The organism is Alteribacillus bidgolensis, assembly GCF_002886255.1.
In the GTDB taxonomy this organism is placed as follows: Bacteria; Bacillota; Bacilli; order Bacillales; family Marinococcaceae; genus Alteribacillus; species Alteribacillus bidgolensis.
Genome location: NZ_KZ614149.1, coordinates 3597900 through 3612875, shown reverse-complemented (window position 1 = coordinate 3612875; position 14976 = coordinate 3597900). Strand labels below are relative to the sequence as shown.

Below are 14976 nucleotides of genomic sequence, written 5' to 3'. Positions count from 1 at the left end.
TTTCCAGCAGGTTTTTTAGTACCCTAATATAAGGAGTTTGAGCTCACTGCATCAACCTGCTGTTTAAAATAGGGCAGCGGGAGTGCAGTGAGACAGAAGATGAACCTATATTATCGATATTATCACTTCCAATACCTGCATTTTGCCAATCTGCTAGATTCTCGAACATCCTGTTCCAGGCATAGAAGCAAATAAATCTAACGTAGAAGTTACCTAAGAGCTTTACCAAATATTTTATTAAGCTGCCAGGTAAGGATTTGGCAGATATCAATTAAGACACTTCGTTTGTATCAAGCCCCTCTTTTCTAAACATTGATCCATTGTTGATATAATGAAGAGCCCCTTCTTTAGATTTCTCAATGTTTTCAGGAGACAATTTCTTTATCTCTTTAGCTGGAACACCCGCCACCAGCATTCCTGGTTCGATAACTTTCCCTTCTGGCACTAATGCGCCTGCAGCAACTAAAGCTCCTTCTCCAATAACTGCTCCATTTAAAATAGTTGCTCCCATACCAATTAATGCCCCGTCCTTTACCGTACAGCCATGTAAAGTAACATTATGTCCTACGGTTACATATTCCCCGACTGTGACTGGGTAGCCTTCATCAACATGTACGATAGTTCCGTCTTGAACGTTTGATCCCTTTCCAATTTTAATTTTATCATTGTCACCTCTTAAAACAGTATTAAACCAAACGGAGGTCTCCTGTTCAAGTTCAATATTTCCAATAAGATGAGCACCTGGAGCTATATAGGTAGTAGAATCTACTTTTGGGTAACTTTCATTAAACTTATACAACATGTGACATTCTCCTTTTCTTTAATATTTTTTATGAAAATTGTGTACTATATCGTAACTAAACCAAGCAGAATACAAGCCGCTAATAATAATATACTAAGGAGCCACATAGGAAAAATGGAAAACTTAATATGGGTAGCTAAATCCGTTTTTGCTAAACCAATGGCTAGATAAGTTGCTGGAACAAGAGGACTTATATATCCAGAAATAGTTGCTCCGACCGCTGATGCATAGGCTACAGATGTTGCAGGCACACCGTGTTCAGCACCAATTTCTACTAGTAAAGATACAAAGGCAAAAAGATATGCATCAGGTGGTAAAACCATTAATAAAGGAACGGATATAACCCCTATAATGAGATGTATAAAAGGCCCGATTGCTTCAGGGATAACAGAAATAAGCCCTGTAGTCATGTCTTCCACCATTCCACTTTCGGATACAATTCCTAAAAAAGCTCCTGCTGCAATTAAAATAGTAACGAGAGTAAACGCTTCAGAAGCATGTGCACGCATCCGCTCCATTTGCAATTTTCCGTTAGGGTAATTAATAACGAGAGCCAGTGCAAAAACAATCATAAAAACCGCACTTATTTCGATTTCAGTAAAAATTAATGTAACAATAGTAGCAATAGTTAGAATCAGATTGAACCACCAAAGGCCAGGTCTTTTTAAATCTGCATCACCTGATACCTCTGCTTCCTGCTCTACAGAAGATGCCAATTCTAAGTTGGCTTCTGATGCCTCACTCGGGTGTTCTATGGAATAATTTTTAATTCTCTTTTTTTCTTTCTTACCTAGGTATATAGCTGTTAATAAGACAGCCGCTATCCCAATAATCTGAACGGGAATAAGAGGGACCCATAAAGCACTCGGATCGATATCTAATACTACGGCCACTCGCGCTAGTGGCCCGCCCCACGGGATGAGATTCATAACACCAGCACTCATGACGACTATTAAAAGCAATATTAGTGGATTCATCTGTAATTTTTTATAGACAGGCAAAAGTGCTGGAATAGTAACTAGAAGGGTCGATGCTCCTGTCCCATCCAAATGTGAGACCATTGCAATGAAGACAGTTACAATTGTCACTAAAACTATATTACTTCCAGCCATATCTTTTAACTTACCTGTTAAAGGATCAAACAAGCCAGCATCAGACATAATGCCAAAGTACAGCATCGCAAAAATAAACAGAGTTCCAACATCCATAACTTGTAATATGCCGTCTCCAATAAAACTTCCAATTTCTACAGGACTAACCCCTATCATTAAAGCACCAAGAGCTGGAACAACAATAAAAACCGGTACAGGAGAAACTTTAAAGACCAGCAGTAAAGTAATAATCAATATAAACGTAACAAAACCAACTAATGCTATCACTGGAAATCCCTTTCTTTTAATTAGTCATTACGTCTGGCTAATACTTTTATCTCATAAAATCAAGCCATTGGTAAACGTTTTCATTTTTAGTTTCAATAGATAACCTTCTAACACTTTTTAATGTGACTCACGCCAGTAAACCAATCAATGTATTTTTTTAAGCTTACATTTTTATATATCTTCATTAAAAGTAACCATCTACCTGCCTCTAAAGAATGTATCCAGACATTCTTTAGAGGATTTATTTCAAGGACTGGTCATTCGATAATGTGAAGTATATTGACTTACTTTTTAACTCTCAGAATAGTTTTTCTTTTTCAGAATCTCTTCATTATGCTGACCTAATTCTGGACCTACCCATTCAATACTTCCAGGTGTTTCTGAAAGCTTTGGCACTACTCCTGGCACCATTACTTCTGCTCCATCAGGCAATTGAGCCTTAACTAACATATCTCGAGCTTGATAATGTTCATCATGCGCAATGTCTTGAATACTGTAGATAGGACCTACTGGAATTCTTGCTTCGTCCAGTATTTTTTGGGCTTCTTTTAGTGGGTATTTCTTGGTCCACTCTCCGATTACTTGATCCAAATACTCTACTTTTTCTGCTCGCCCCTGATTTGTAGCATATTGAGGGTCATCCGCAAGGTCTGGCCTTTCTATAGCACGCATAAGACGTTTAAAAATACTATCCCCATTCCCTGCAATAACCAAATATTTCCCATCCGCACACTCATACGTATTTGAAGGCGCAATTCCAGGTAAAATGGAACCTGTTCGTTCTCTCACCAATCCTTTAAGGTCATACTCCGGCAGCATTCCCTCTAGAAGTGAAAAGACAGATTCATGAAGGGCTACATCTACATATTGTCCCTTTCTCATAGGATCTCTATCTCTACTTCTCAAGGCCATTAATGTTCCGCTCACTGCATACAAAGCAGCTAGAGAATCACCTAGAGGGACCCCGACTCTTACTGGCGGTTGATCAGGTTCTCCAGTTAAGTACCGCAAACCGCCAATCGATTCCCCAACACTGCCAAAACCTGCTTTATCTCTATAAGGTCCTGTTTGGCCATAACCTGATATTCTTGTCATAATTATACTAGGATTTATTGCTTTTAAATCTTCATAACCAATGTTCCATCTTTCTAAGGTTCCTGGTCGAAAATTTTCGATGACGATATCTGTTTCCTTTACTAATTCTTTAATTTGCTCTTGCCCCTCTTCGGTGCGAAGGTCAATAGTTACCGATTTCTTATTCCTTCCCTGAACACGCCACCATAAAGATGTATTGTCATCGTGTAATACACGCCAGTTACGTAAAGATCTCCTTTTTTTGGATCTTCGACTTTAATAACTTCTCCACCAAATTCAGCAAAGATTTTGCCTGCAAATGGCGCAGCAACTAGTGTACCTAATTCTAATATTCTAATTCCTTCTAATGGCTTAACCATAATAACAACTCCTTTTTGAATTTTCAGACATTGTATACATTTTAAACCAAGCGCTTACAATTGTTTCATTATTTAAATGATTTGGCGGGATTTGTTCGTCTACTAGCTTTAAATCCCGCCTGGTTTTAAGTTTAAAATAATATGCATCTTTCAAGTATTTCATAATAAAAATGTTCATGGTATTCTCATCCACTTCACCCATGTTATTACCTTAATGTTACACCTTGGTCTCTTAATGTTAATAATTTATAATAAGCCCCCTCTATTTAAAATAAAGTTTTCATTCCTTTATCATTTTCTCCATATTTAGATATATAGAACTGATAATCGATTTCGATATGCTCCCTCATTCTTTTTTCAGCGTCTTCCTCATCGCCTTTTTGAATGGCTCTCCAAATATCTTGGTGTTCAATACTTCCTTTTTCCAATCTTTGACTTATATCAACTATTTTATTTCGATAAAACATTAGCAGCGAATTCAACTGTTTCATCAATTTAATTAAGTAAGGGTTTCCACTTCCTTCTAAAATTAATTCATGAAATCTGCTGCTTACTATTTTCAACTGTTTATAATCTTCATCCTCAAGTGCCATCATGTTCTCACTCACTAATTTATTTAACTCTGCTTTTTTTACCTCATTCATGCGTTTAGCTGCTAACGAAGCAGCTGTCGGTTCTAAACTTTTGCGGCATTCGTACAGATATTTGAAATCTGAGTGTAATGCCTGATATACCCGTACACCGCCTCTAGGATTTACGGAAACCAATCCCTCACTAGTTAATCTTCTTATTGCCTCACGAATCGGACTTCGGCTGATCTCTGTTTCTTTAGCGATCTTTTCTTCGATTAATCGTTCACCAGGAGGGAGCTCCCCGCTGACAATTTTATTAAATAAATAATCATAAGCTTGGTTTTGAAGGGTTTGAGACTGTATAATTTTTTTCAAATGTTTTATCCCCCTCTTTTATTTTTATAATTATCTGACAATGTATACAAAAAAGAATTCGTTAAACGATAAATAAATTCTAATTTAGATAATATCACAACAAAGGGGGTATTACAAGTTTTTTCCTTCATCATTTACCTGCTTTGCTATTTAGCTTTCCAATAAAGATAATTGTTTTCTAATATAAGACTTGGGTAAAACAGCTTGCTTTACTTCTCCTTCGCCAATAATTCCCCATCCATTCCTAAGTGTAACCCCAGTAACAATGGAACGCGGAAGTACTTTTTTAACAGCTGCCGTTACAGTAATTGTCGAACCAAGTGGAGACGGGGCAGAGTGTTTAACTTAAACAGCAGCACCCATGGCTTCCTCATTTGACTCCAAATAAGGTAAAATTAATTTTCTAGATATTAGTTCCATATGATAAACCATTGAAACTGTGGAATATGCAGGATGAATTATTTCCCCTTCAAATTGGGCAAACATATCTTCTGTTACAGTCACCATAAAAGTCTCTGTCTTCCCTATTTCTAGTCCATCCTTCATTTCTTATCAAATCTCCTTTTATCATAATAAATCACTATGAAAAAACTTGAGATAATAAAGAAAAGTTAAAACATATACCCATAAAGAAAATGTTAACAAACTCTTGTTAGTATAACACATATTTTCCATCAAATTTATTTTTCGTCATGCTTTATTATGTAATTGTTTTTTTTATTACGGTATTGATAACCTTTTTCATTTTTAAATTAATATTTATATAACAATATTGAAACGACTTTTGTTTTTTTGTTATATTTATAATACGAAAGTTTCTTCTATATTCTATTTGCTTAGACACTAGATAATATGAGGAGGGGTTTGTTTGAAGTCAGCAGTTAACGAAGTGGAGCTTCACCATCAGTACAAAGAGCACATTTTTAAAGTAATGGAAAATGAACCTTACGCTCAGTTTTTGGGAATTAAATTACTTGAAATTGGGGAAGGGACAGCTGTTGCAGAATTAAATGTAACGGATAACATGATCAATTCACACGGAACAGTACACGGAGCTGTCACATTTGCTATTGCTGATTACGTTTTTGCAGCGGCGTGCAATTCTTATGGAAAAACAGCGGTGGGGCTCTCTACTACTGTCAACTATATGGCTGCTGGCCAAAAAAGCTCGCGTCTTCGAGCAACAGCAGTAGAAGAAAAGAAAAATCACAAAATGGGATGGTATAAAATAAATGTGGAAAGCAATGGGGAATTAATTGCAACAATGGAAGCTTTAGCTTATCGCAAAAGCGATTATTTCGTCCCGTTAGACAAATAAATTGGGGAGGCTGCATAATGAGTAACGTTTTGCTTGAAAAAAGCGGGCATCTTGCTACTATTACAATTAATCGTCCAGAGCAGTTGAATTGTTTTAATTACGATACGCTTGTTCAACTTGAAGAAAAAGCCGAAGCGATTCAGCTAGACAAAGATGTTCGTGCTGTCATTGTTACGGGTGCTGGAGAAAAAGCATTCAGCGCAGGTGCTGATTTAAAGGAAAGACGCACACTAAGTGAGAAAGAAGTACGGCGTAATGTAAATAAAATCCGAAAGGTATTCACGTTGATTGAAGAAATTCCTCAACCTACGATTGCGGCTATAAAAGGATATGCTCTCGGAGGCGGTTTTGAGCTGGCTCTTGCTTGTGACTTTCGTTTTGCAGCAGAAACAGCTACAATGGGGCTTCCCGAAGTAAGTATGGCTATCATTCCAGGTGCTGGGGGAACTCAGCGATTGACTAACTTAATCGGCCCTTCAAAAGCAAAAGAGCTTATTCTCACTGCACGTCGGATTGATGCATTAGAGTCCCAAGCACTGGGGATTGTGAATAAAGCCGTGCCTGCTGATCAATTAATGGATACCGCTTTAAACTTAGCCAATGAAATAATGAAAAACGGTCCGCTGGCAGTTATACAGGCAAAACATGCTATTCATCACGGCAGTAATGTTGACATTCATTCTGGTATGGCGATTGAATCGAAAGCCTATGAAGTCATCATCCCTACTGAAGACCGCCGGGAGGCATTAGAGGCTTTTAAAGAAAAGCGAAAACCTAATTTTCAGGGAAAATAGCGAAATCCAAAAAAATCTGACCTTAATAAGGCCAGATTTTTTTGGCCTAATACTAATTTATTCTTATCCACTTCTTTAACATGCCGCTCCATTCTTGAATAATAAGACCGCCTTGTTTATGTACCCTTTTGATTAACTATATTGTTGTCTTTATATTTAATTACTGTTCCATCTGCAGTCTTTAAACAAATAAAAAAACAGCTTCGGCTTCGATTCGTTTCATTAAGCTATATCTTATCGTACTATTTTTTCCATTAATGAAAAAGAATATTTCTTTAAGATTTATACAAAGATTTGTTAAAAAAGAAGAGAGTCGGGGCCAAACATAGAGGAATGGTGAGGAATTTTCTAAATTATGTAGCTTTGGTTACTTATTCATTCTACATCGTTTAAATCTAACCAGGACAACATTTCACGCACAACGGTATTGATTTTTTCATCGACAACATCATCGCCGAATTTTTTCTTGGCTTTCTCGATGTTTTCCATTACATCTTCACCAAAATGAATTAATGGATCATCATCTTCAAGTTCATTAAACAGTTCGATCATGGCGTTATTGCCTTCTTGAATTTTATCAATTGCTTCGCTGTATTTATGATAATCGTTTTCATTTGCTTTCATATGTATCACCCGTTATAGTATTCCCGTTTTTACGATAATACAGACATTGGATTTAAAAGCAAATAATGATTAATGTCAAACACTCTTTTGGTCTTTACTTGCTCTGATGGACTCTTTTTAAGAACGCATAAAAATCAAACAAAGGAAAAACATAAAGATATTCAAAGACAAGGAGGTTTCAAAGATGAATAAAAAAAATGATACCGGCTATCGGGGCGTGGAATATAAGACTGTGAAAGGACATAAGATCTCAGAAACAGAGTTTGAAGCTTCTTATGAATTTGCAAGTGGTAATGAAACTTCTAAAAAATCTAAACAAAATAAAACCAATCAGAAAAATTGAGTTTGTCGGGCTGCATCTCATTTTAGTAAAAAAAGCAGAAAAATAAATCCTGCCTCATTCAACCCCAATTTGGAATATATAATTTTGAAAGTGGCGCCCTAGACAGGATTCGAACCTGTGACCTACAGCTTAGGAGGCTGTTGCTCTTCCTCTGAGCTACTAGGGCTTATCCTTCATGACTATTAATTTATCAATGGTTTAGAGAATTGTCAAACATTGGGTAAACAAAGACTGTGGATCATTGCAAACATGAGGTTTTAGATAACAAAGATCTGACAGTATCAATACTTATGATTTAGTTTACATGTTAAATTCAAAGTTGTTACGTTAAAGAGGTCAGATATGATGAAATTCTGCCCCGTTTTCTGTTCCCCTATTTCAGCATGTAAATTTTATATGTACAAAAGAAGAGCAGGACTATATCGGTGCCGACCCCCAAAAGTTAGAGTAGAAAATCTAACTTTCGGGGGTGTTTTTATGGCCAAATATAGTGAAGAGTTTAAAATAAAGCTTGTTACCGAATATTTAAATGGAAATCTTGGATATAAATCATTAGCGAAAAAATACAATATGCCCTCTCAAACACCAATACAAGATTGGATAAGAGCCTATAAAACAAAAGGGATAGAAGGCCTGAAACCAAGATTAAAGGGGCGACCTTCTATGTCTAAAAACACCAATAAACCAAAGAAAAAAGAAGAGAAGAAGTTAACACGTGAAGAAGAACTAGAACGCGAGAATGAATTATTGCGACTAGAAAATAGCCTACCTAAAAAAAATGAGAGCTTTTCGAGAGAATCCGGATGCCTTCCACGAAAAGCACAAGCAAAGGTGGCATTCGAACTCAAAGAAGAGGGATTCCGATTAAAAGATATTCTCCTCGTCGTGGGTATTCCAGAAGCAACCTACCACTACCATGTCAGAAAGATTATTTATGGCTTGGTCTACTTACTGTTTTTTGTTCTAAGTTTTCCCTTATGATCTCTAAAGGTTTCACGCAACCCTAGTTTGCTTGCTTTTTTATAAATTATTTCGGTCCTAATTCTAGAATCGTGAAGGGAGCCCCTCCCTGTGGTATACTCGTTTTGCCTGTACGAGCCGTCCTGAGAGAGGAGCCTTATTTATTTTGCCTGTTTTTTACTTCCAGTTTTAATAACTTCTTTTTTCTCTAATAATACGAACTCTTCCAATCACTTTCTTTTGCCACTCTATTTGCATATTCACTTTGCTTCACTCTCCTTAACTCGGAAGTATACTTATTCACTCCAACCAAGTAATCTAATAAAACGCTCATTCCTTGCTCAACTTGAACAGCGTATATTCGTTTTTATACTGAATATCGGTGTTATTAAGAAACTCCTCGAAGCCCATGCCACTTCTCCCTTGTTTTGCCCTCTGATCTCCCCCATTCGTTTCGCTTTATCATCTGAATGTGTAATATTTAAGGTAGTTTTGTACTCTTGGCGTTTTATTTAGGCGTTTGCCGTGTTCAAATGTCTAATAATTCATATAGTGAGATTGGTTTTAAAAATAATAAGGAGTGACTTTAATGAATTCCTTCTCCCGAAGCCCTTATCACATGGATCAAAACCCTTATCACATGAACCAAAACCCCCATCACATGGACCAGAATCCTTATCATAATCCTCACCAATTAAAACACATGGTTTTAAATACAGTGGAACCTGTTGTCCAATACGGATTAAAAGAAGCCCAGTATACTTCTTATAAGCACGCTTTACGAGAAGTTGCTGCAATTACGTATCTTATGGGTATGGGATATAATCCTATGGCAGCCAGACAAATGGTTGAATCATGGGAAGTAAACGAAACCTTTTACCCGCGTTAAGAAAATAGTTAATCCCTAAAGCACTGTAAATACAGTGCTTTTTTGGTACATATATTGGGTTATTTGTTTGTCTTAATGCGTACATCACAAAGAAAGTTTCGACAACGTCTTGGTCCTTAAACGGTCCAAATGCACAGCGAGAATAGTCACGTTCTCCAAACGCTAGAAATCACACCAATTTACCGCAGCCTTTTATTGATTACCAGGATTGGCAAACAGATCATTTTACTCAACATTTTTACGTACCAACTTTTATGCTCAAGAAACATCCCTTACCACGACTATTTGATTATGCTGCTCTTCGTATTGCTGAGACATTTCAGGTTGAATACGATTTGGCTTCGAAACGTTTAGAACATTAACAATCCCAAAAATTAAAAAGTCTCTTTATGATTCTTTAATATTGAAGGAGGATATCTAATGAAGGGCATATCCGTAAAAGGGGAACGAAACACGCTATTATTGTTGATATCGGGTATGATGAAAAAACGGAAAGTGAAAGCAAAAATGGTCTTCCGGGTACGGAAGTGAAAAAGCAGCAGGAAATGGTTTGGCGAGATGCTTTAGAAACTCCATGATGATACATTTATAGAACCTTTTAAAATGCAATATGGGGGCTTTCTAAAAGACTGGATTTATAATGTAGTAAAATTTAATGTTGCTTCCTCTACCTTTGATTTATATGAGTATCAAATGAAAAAGACCACGCTTCTATTCAGATTACACTTGATAAATACTCACACGCCACCAAGTCTTCAACAAAAAGCTGCTGATAAACTGGAAGGACTTTTATCTGGTAAAGAAACTGCAAACGAAATTGCAAACGGAAGAAGTCACACCAAAGAAAAGTGGAACATTTAAAATACTATAACTGCAAGAAATCACATGTTTGCAAAATGCTATAAAACATCAAAAAAGGCCTCCTAAAGCTATCTTATGAGCTTAGGAGGCTTTTGCTCTTTCTCTGAGCTGCTAGGCTTAGCATAATGACATTAGTATTCTATCACCAAAGAGAACCCAATTCAAATATTCGGCATTGCTATGTTGAAATAAGAAGGCACCATCATTTCGCTTACTGCGCCTTCTGTTTCTTTATACTTTAGAAGATTCAACCACTTCTTGATTTACAGGTTGTTTTGCGACACCTGTCTCTATAGCCGCTTCTGCAACAGCACTTGATACTGCTTGAACGACCCTAGGATCTAATGGGTTAGGAATAACATAATCTGGAGTCAGCTCGTCTTCTGTAATTAAATTTGCAATGGCGTTAGCTGCTGCTATTTTCATTTCTTCATTGATTTCAGAGGCTCTAACGTTTAGAGCACCTCGGAAAACGCCAGGAAAAGCAAGCACATTGTTCACTTGATTAGGGAAATCAGAGCGGCCCGTCCCAATAACCTTTACCCCGGCTTCCTTCGCTTCTTCAGGCATAATTTCTGGTATAGGATTAGCCATGGCAAAAATAATTGGATCTGTATTCATTGACTGAACCATCTCTTTTGTAATGCTGTCAGGGGCAGAAACTCCGATGACAACGTCTGCTCCTTTCATAACCTCATCGAGTGTTCCTTTTACTTTTTCACGATTTGTGACAAGAGATAATTCTGTTTTTATATCATTCATTCTTTCTGTTCGTCCTTCATAAATTGCTCCTTTAGAATCACATAACACTACATCTGTTGCTCCTAGGGACAGCAGCAGTTTTGTTACCGCTACACCCGCTGCACCTGCTCCGTTAATAACGATGCGGCTGTCTATCACTGTTTTATCCACCAATTTGAATGCATTTATTAATCCAGCAAGTGTTACGATAGCTGTTCCGTGCTGATCATCATGAAAAACGGGAATATTTAGAGCTTCACGTAAAGCGTTTTCAATAATAAAGCAATCTGGTGCTTTTATGTCTTCCAAATTGATACCGCCAAAGGTAGGTTCCAATGCTTTTACCGTTTCTACAAATCCTTCTGTATCTTTCTTATTAATACTGAGAGGAAATGCATCGATCTCTGCAAATTCCTTAAATAAAATCGCTTTTCCTTCCATAACAGGCAGCGAAGCTTCTGGACCTATGTTTCCTAGCCCTAACACTGCAGAACCATTGCTTACTACTGCTACTAGATTGCCTTTGCTCGTATAATCGTATACTTGGTGTAGGTCTTCCTCGATTTCCTTACAAGGTTCAGCAACACCAGGAGAGTAAGCCAATCCCAAGTCTTCTTTACTTTTCACCTCTACTGTTGAATACGTCCCGATTTTCCCGGGATTCTCCTTATGCATAGCCAATGCCTTCTCTCTCATAGACATAACCTATCTCCCTCCACTTTATGTTTCTAAATTTTCTGAACTGAAGCTTAGAAATCATTCTAACATAATTCAGATAATTTTGTATGTTTTTTGATTAGAAAGGACAAGTTTTTTGATAAAATGGAGGTTTAATTAGATATAAAAATCCATTGTCACCTAAAGCTATAAGAACGCGTTTGGTAAAAATACCACAATCTGCGGAAAGATTATAATTAATATGACAACCAAATATAATGCGATTAAATAAGGTACAACTCCTTTTATTAATTCAACAAATTCAATATCTCCTACTCTTTTAATAGCAAAAAGCACCATACCGACTGGAGGAGTGAGTTCACCTATAATCAAGGTTAATACCATAACAATACCAAAATGAAGCGGGTCCCCGCCGACTTCAAGTACTAGAGGAACCACTACTGGAGTTGCAATGGAAATACTCACAATAGTTGATAAAAACATCGACATTAAACTTAAAAAAATAACAAGAAGTCCCATTACTATATAATAGTTTTCACTAATAGCAACAACCAAATCGGTAAAATAATTAGGAACTTGCTCCCGTATCAGAATCCATGCAAACACATTTGAAACTGCAATTAATATCATCACTACCGCACTGTCTCGCATCGAACTTTTAAAAATATTATACAGCTTGCGAAACGAAATGGTTCGATAAACGACAGTAGCTAGAATAATAGCATATAGTGATCCAATCGCGGCTGCCTCAGTGGCTGTGAAAATTCCACTTAAAATGCCGCCTACTAATATGATTGGTGTCAGTAAAGGAAGAATGGATTTCTTACCAGTAAGCAGTATCGTTTTTAATGTGGCCCTTTTTTCAGAAGGGTAGTTATTTTTCACTGCTTCATATGCTACGAATATTGCTAACATGATACCCATTAATAACCCTGGAAGGATACCTGCTATTAATAATTGGTTTAAAGACACATTTGCAAATATGGCATACATCACCAGTGCAACACTTGGCGGTATTATTGGACCCATAACAGCAGATGCCGCGGTAATACTGCAAGCAAACCTTGCCGGGTATTTAGCATCTTTCATTGCTTTAATCTCAACAGCTCCCAACCCTGCTGCATCGGCTGTAGCAGAACCGCTCATTCCTGAAAAAATCATACTCGCAGCAACATTTACTTGTCCCAGGCCTCCCCTGAAATGACCTACTAAAGACGAGGCGAAATCAAAAAGACGATTCGTTACACCTGATTCATTCATGACTTTTCCTACTATAATAAAAAGAGGTAATGCGAGTAAAACAAAGGAATCCATCCCAAAAATCGTTCGGTTGACTACCATTAAATCTGGAACGTTAAAAAATCCTCGTTCTATTACAAAATATAAAAGAGTGGATAATCCTATTGAAAATGCTGCTGGAATACCTACCAAAAGACAAACGATTAACGTTATTATCATGATGATCATCGTCATTTTACTATTCCCCCTGCATCTCTTTTTATTAATGCTTTAAGATGCTCTATTAATTGATGCAGAAAAAACCAGAACATAAAACTAGCTGCTATAAGCATTCCCAAAAATAACAATCCTTGCGGAAATGGAAGAACGTTCATACTAATGGTCCATTGATCTTTCGTTGTTTCATAACCTCCTTTAATAAAGCTAATCACAACTAGCAGACAAAGCAGTGTAGTAACGAAATAAAATATAACCTGGGCTTTATACGGCCATTTCTTTACTGCTATATCGACTAAATCGACCCGTAAATTATCCCTTTCACAAACGGCAACAGCTGTTCCGAATAATACAATCCAAATGTTTAAATACCGCGCTGCTTCTTCCGTCCATGTTAAGGGAGAGTTTAATACATAACGAAAAAATACTTGTAAAAGAACTGCTATAAATAAACCAATTAACATCCAAGTCGAAAAATGTTCAATAGCCTTATTAGCGTTTGCGTACAAACGTTTATAATTTTTACGAACCACTTTATCAACCCCTGTTTTAATCTGTTTATGTAAAGGAAAAAGAGTCTTTCTTGGGCTTGTACTCTTTTATCCTCTATTACAAACCCAAGAAGCGTACGGAAAAACAAAACAGATTGAAATAATAATTAGTCTTGGTTGGCTTCTTCAATATCTTCCTCTAACCCTGGGGCTAACATTGTTTCCACAATTTCATCTGTAGCAGGCATAGCAGCTTGTCGAAATTCTTCTTTGTCCACTTCAATTATTTCCATACCTTCCTCTTCTATTGTTTTTACAAATTCTTTGTTTTCTTCGTCAACTATATCTGCTAAATAATCTACTGTGTCTTGAACAGCTTCCTCTAAAGCATTTTGTTGACTTTCATTTAAATTCTCCTGCCATGTTTTTTCACTTACTAAAAACTCATACACCGCCTCGATGTGACCTACATCAATTGCATAATCCTGATATTCCCACATCTGTCTGCCTACAATATTATTAAGTGTATTTTCTTGGGAGATCGACTGTACCTGTTTGCAATGCTGACACAATTTCGCTTGCAGATATTGGGGTTGGAAGGGCACCCAGCTCTTCAAATACAGGAACCCATGTTTCAAATTCAGGCATTCTTATTTTTAACCCTTCTAATTCTTCAGGATTAGAAAATGGTTTATTTGAAGTGACCCAGCGCCCACCATAGCTTTGCATACCTAACGTCCGTATCCCGCCTTCTTCTATAGCCTTTTCATTAATCTGCTGTCTCATGTCATCATCGATAAACTTCTGCATAGCTTCGAAGTCCTTGAACAGAAATGGAACATTAATGGCATTGTACTCGGGATAATAAGAGTCTGCATGCAGCACCCCCATTCCTAGATCAATTTCTCCAGCTTCCATTTGGCTTAACTGTTCATTTTCGCCTCCTAATTGCCCTCCCATAAAATATTCTACTTCAATAGAACCGTCGCTTAATTCAGTAATACGTTCATCAAAATGTTCTCTCATAGCGGCCGTGATTCCTGAATCATCATTTGTTGTAGCAAAAGTCAGATGTACCGTATCGTCAGATTTTCCAGTGGTTTCATCAGAGCCTCCAGCACTTTCTTCTTCTCCGCATCCTGCAAGTAAAAAAACAACAGCTAAGGACACCATTAAATATTTTTTCATTTTCCCACCTCTTCATGTTTCCGTATTGGCAACGCTTACAAATATTTGTTTT

General features: G+C 37.0%; 15 protein-coding genes, 1 tRNA gene and 2 pseudogenes. 6 read left to right on the top strand and 12 right to left on the bottom strand.

Translation table 11 applies throughout. The features are described 5' to 3' along the window. Positions 1-271: 271 nt before the first annotated feature. The 5 genes and pseudogenes from CEF16_RS17955 to CEF16_RS25410 form a co-directional block, all read right to left on the bottom strand. Complete coding sequence (locus CEF16_RS17955; RefSeq protein WP_175488351.1) at positions 272-802, bottom strand: gamma carbonic anhydrase family protein; 531 nt, start codon at positions 800-802, stop codon at positions 272-274. Positions 803-846: 44 nt separating this feature from the next. Continuing rightward, positions 847-2181, bottom strand: a complete 1335-nt coding sequence (locus tag CEF16_RS17950; protein WP_170032076.1) for a CitMHS family transporter — start codon at positions 2179-2181, stop codon at positions 847-849. A gap of 291 nt (positions 2182-2472) precedes the next feature. Next, positions 2473-3635, bottom strand: a pseudogene (locus CEF16_RS17945) (CaiB/BaiF CoA transferase family protein). Positions 3636-3901: 266 nt separating this feature from the next. Beyond that, the gene (locus CEF16_RS17935) at positions 3902-4582 is read right to left on the bottom strand and encodes a GntR family transcriptional regulator (protein WP_091584364.1); all 681 of its coding nucleotides are present in this window, start codon (positions 4580-4582) and stop codon (positions 3902-3904) included. Between the two features lie 150 nt (positions 4583-4732). Further along, positions 4733-5068, bottom strand: a pseudogene (locus CEF16_RS25410) (thioesterase family protein). 382 nt (positions 5069-5450) lie between these two features. On the opposite strand from CEF16_RS25410, the gene CEF16_RS17925 reads away from it, so the two are divergent. Both CEF16_RS17925 and CEF16_RS17920 read left to right on the top strand, forming a co-directional pair. Next, complete coding sequence (locus CEF16_RS17925) at positions 5451-5900, top strand: PaaI family thioesterase (protein WP_245917915.1); 450 nt, start codon at positions 5451-5453, stop codon at positions 5898-5900. 17 nt (positions 5901-5917) lie between these two features. Continuing rightward, on the top strand, positions 5918-6694 hold the full coding sequence (locus CEF16_RS17920) for an enoyl-CoA hydratase-related protein (RefSeq protein WP_091584362.1): 777 nt from the start codon (positions 5918-5920) through the stop codon (positions 6692-6694). Positions 6695-7069: 375 nt separating this feature from the next. Here CEF16_RS17920 and CEF16_RS17915 read toward each other — a convergent pair whose 3' ends face one another. Then, entirely contained in the window at positions 7070-7318 is a 249-nt protein-coding gene (locus CEF16_RS17915; RefSeq protein ID WP_091584360.1) for a hypothetical protein, read from the bottom strand. Between the two features lie 184 nt (positions 7319-7502). Between CEF16_RS17915 and CEF16_RS23885 the strand changes: the two genes are divergently transcribed. After that, complete coding sequence (locus CEF16_RS23885) at positions 7503-7661, top strand: hypothetical protein (protein ID WP_170032073.1); 159 nt, start codon at positions 7503-7505, stop codon at positions 7659-7661. A gap of 91 nt (positions 7662-7752) precedes the next feature. Here the strand turns inward: CEF16_RS23885 and CEF16_RS17910 are convergent. Beyond that, positions 7753-7827, bottom strand: a tRNA-Arg gene (locus CEF16_RS17910). Positions 7828-8138: 311 nt separating this feature from the next. Here CEF16_RS17910 and CEF16_RS17905 point away from each other — a divergent pair. From CEF16_RS17905 to CEF16_RS17895, 3 genes are all read left to right on the top strand, one after another. Next, complete coding sequence (locus CEF16_RS17905) at positions 8139-8642, top strand: helix-turn-helix domain-containing protein (protein WP_170032070.1); 504 nt, start codon at positions 8139-8141, stop codon at positions 8640-8642. Positions 8643-9210: 568 nt separating this feature from the next. Continuing rightward, positions 9211-9510 (top strand): hypothetical protein, encoded by a 300-nt coding sequence (locus CEF16_RS17900; RefSeq protein WP_425427999.1) that lies wholly within the window; start codon positions 9211-9213, stop codon positions 9508-9510. A gap of 603 nt (positions 9511-10113) precedes the next feature. Beyond that, positions 10114-10371: a hypothetical protein gene (locus CEF16_RS17895; protein WP_091584354.1), complete on the top strand. Its 258-nt coding sequence runs from the start codon at positions 10114-10116 to the stop codon at positions 10369-10371. Between the two features lie 231 nt (positions 10372-10602). Here CEF16_RS17895 and CEF16_RS17890 read toward each other — a convergent pair whose 3' ends face one another. The 5 genes from CEF16_RS17890 to CEF16_RS24965 all read right to left on the bottom strand — a co-directional run bounded on the left by CEF16_RS17890 (position 10603) and on the right by CEF16_RS24965 (position 14924). Continuing rightward, entirely contained in the window at positions 10603-11814 is a 1212-nt protein-coding gene (locus tag CEF16_RS17890) for an NAD(P)-dependent malic enzyme (protein WP_091584352.1), read from the bottom strand. Between the two features lie 162 nt (positions 11815-11976). After that, on the bottom strand, positions 11977-13263 hold the full coding sequence (locus CEF16_RS17885) for a TRAP transporter large permease (RefSeq protein ID WP_091584350.1): 1287 nt from the start codon (positions 13261-13263) through the stop codon (positions 11977-11979). After that, positions 13260-13778: a TRAP transporter small permease gene (locus tag CEF16_RS17880; protein WP_091584348.1), complete on the bottom strand. Its 519-nt coding sequence runs from the start codon at positions 13776-13778 to the stop codon at positions 13260-13262. Before CEF16_RS17880 ends, CEF16_RS17885 begins: the two co-directional genes overlap by 4 nt. Before the next feature lie 125 nt (positions 13779-13903). Further along, complete coding sequence (locus tag CEF16_RS24970) at positions 13904-14236, bottom strand: type 2 periplasmic-binding domain-containing protein (protein ID WP_091584345.1); 333 nt, start codon at positions 14234-14236, stop codon at positions 13904-13906. A 19-nt stretch (positions 14237-14255) separates the two neighbouring features. Beyond that, the gene (locus tag CEF16_RS24965; protein ID WP_091584342.1) at positions 14256-14924 is read right to left on the bottom strand and encodes a TRAP transporter substrate-binding protein; all 669 of its coding nucleotides are present in this window, start codon (positions 14922-14924) and stop codon (positions 14256-14258) included. Positions 14925-14976 lie beyond the last annotated feature (52 nt).

Excerpts from the sequence above, each read along its gene's own strand:
- CEF16_RS17955 (WP_175488351.1), bottom strand. The coding sequence starts at position 802 with ATGTTGTATAAGTTTAATGAAAGTTACCCAAAAGTAGATTCTACTACC.
- CEF16_RS17920 (WP_091584362.1), top strand. The coding sequence starts at position 5,918 with ATGAGTAACGTTTTGCTTGAAAAAAGCGGGCATCTTGCTACTATTACA.
- CEF16_RS17915 (WP_091584360.1), bottom strand. The coding sequence starts at position 7,318 with ATGAAAGCAAATGAAAACGATTATCATAAATACAGCGAAGCAATTGAT.
- CEF16_RS23885 (WP_170032073.1), top strand. The coding sequence starts at position 7,503 with ATGAATAAAAAAAATGATACCGGCTATCGGGGCGTGGAATATAAGACT.
- CEF16_RS17905 (WP_170032070.1), top strand. The coding sequence starts at position 8,139 with ATGGCCAAATATAGTGAAGAGTTTAAAATAAAGCTTGTTACCGAATAT.
- CEF16_RS17900 (WP_425427999.1), top strand. The coding sequence starts at position 9,211 with ATGAATTCCTTCTCCCGAAGCCCTTATCACATGGATCAAAACCCTTAT.
- CEF16_RS17895 (WP_091584354.1), top strand. The coding sequence starts at position 10,114 with ATGCAATATGGGGGCTTTCTAAAAGACTGGATTTATAATGTAGTAAAA.
- CEF16_RS17890 (WP_091584352.1), bottom strand. The coding sequence starts at position 11,814 with ATGTCTATGAGAGAGAAGGCATTGGCTATGCATAAGGAGAATCCCGGG.
- CEF16_RS17885 (WP_091584350.1), bottom strand. The coding sequence starts at position 13,263 with ATGACGATGATCATCATGATAATAACGTTAATCGTTTGTCTTTTGGTA.
- CEF16_RS24970 (WP_091584345.1), bottom strand. The coding sequence starts at position 14,236 with ATGTGGGAATATCAGGATTATGCAATTGATGTAGGTCACATCGAGGCG.
- CEF16_RS24965 (WP_091584342.1), bottom strand. The coding sequence starts at position 14,924 with ATGAAAAAATATTTAATGGTGTCCTTAGCTGTTGTTTTTTTACTTGCA.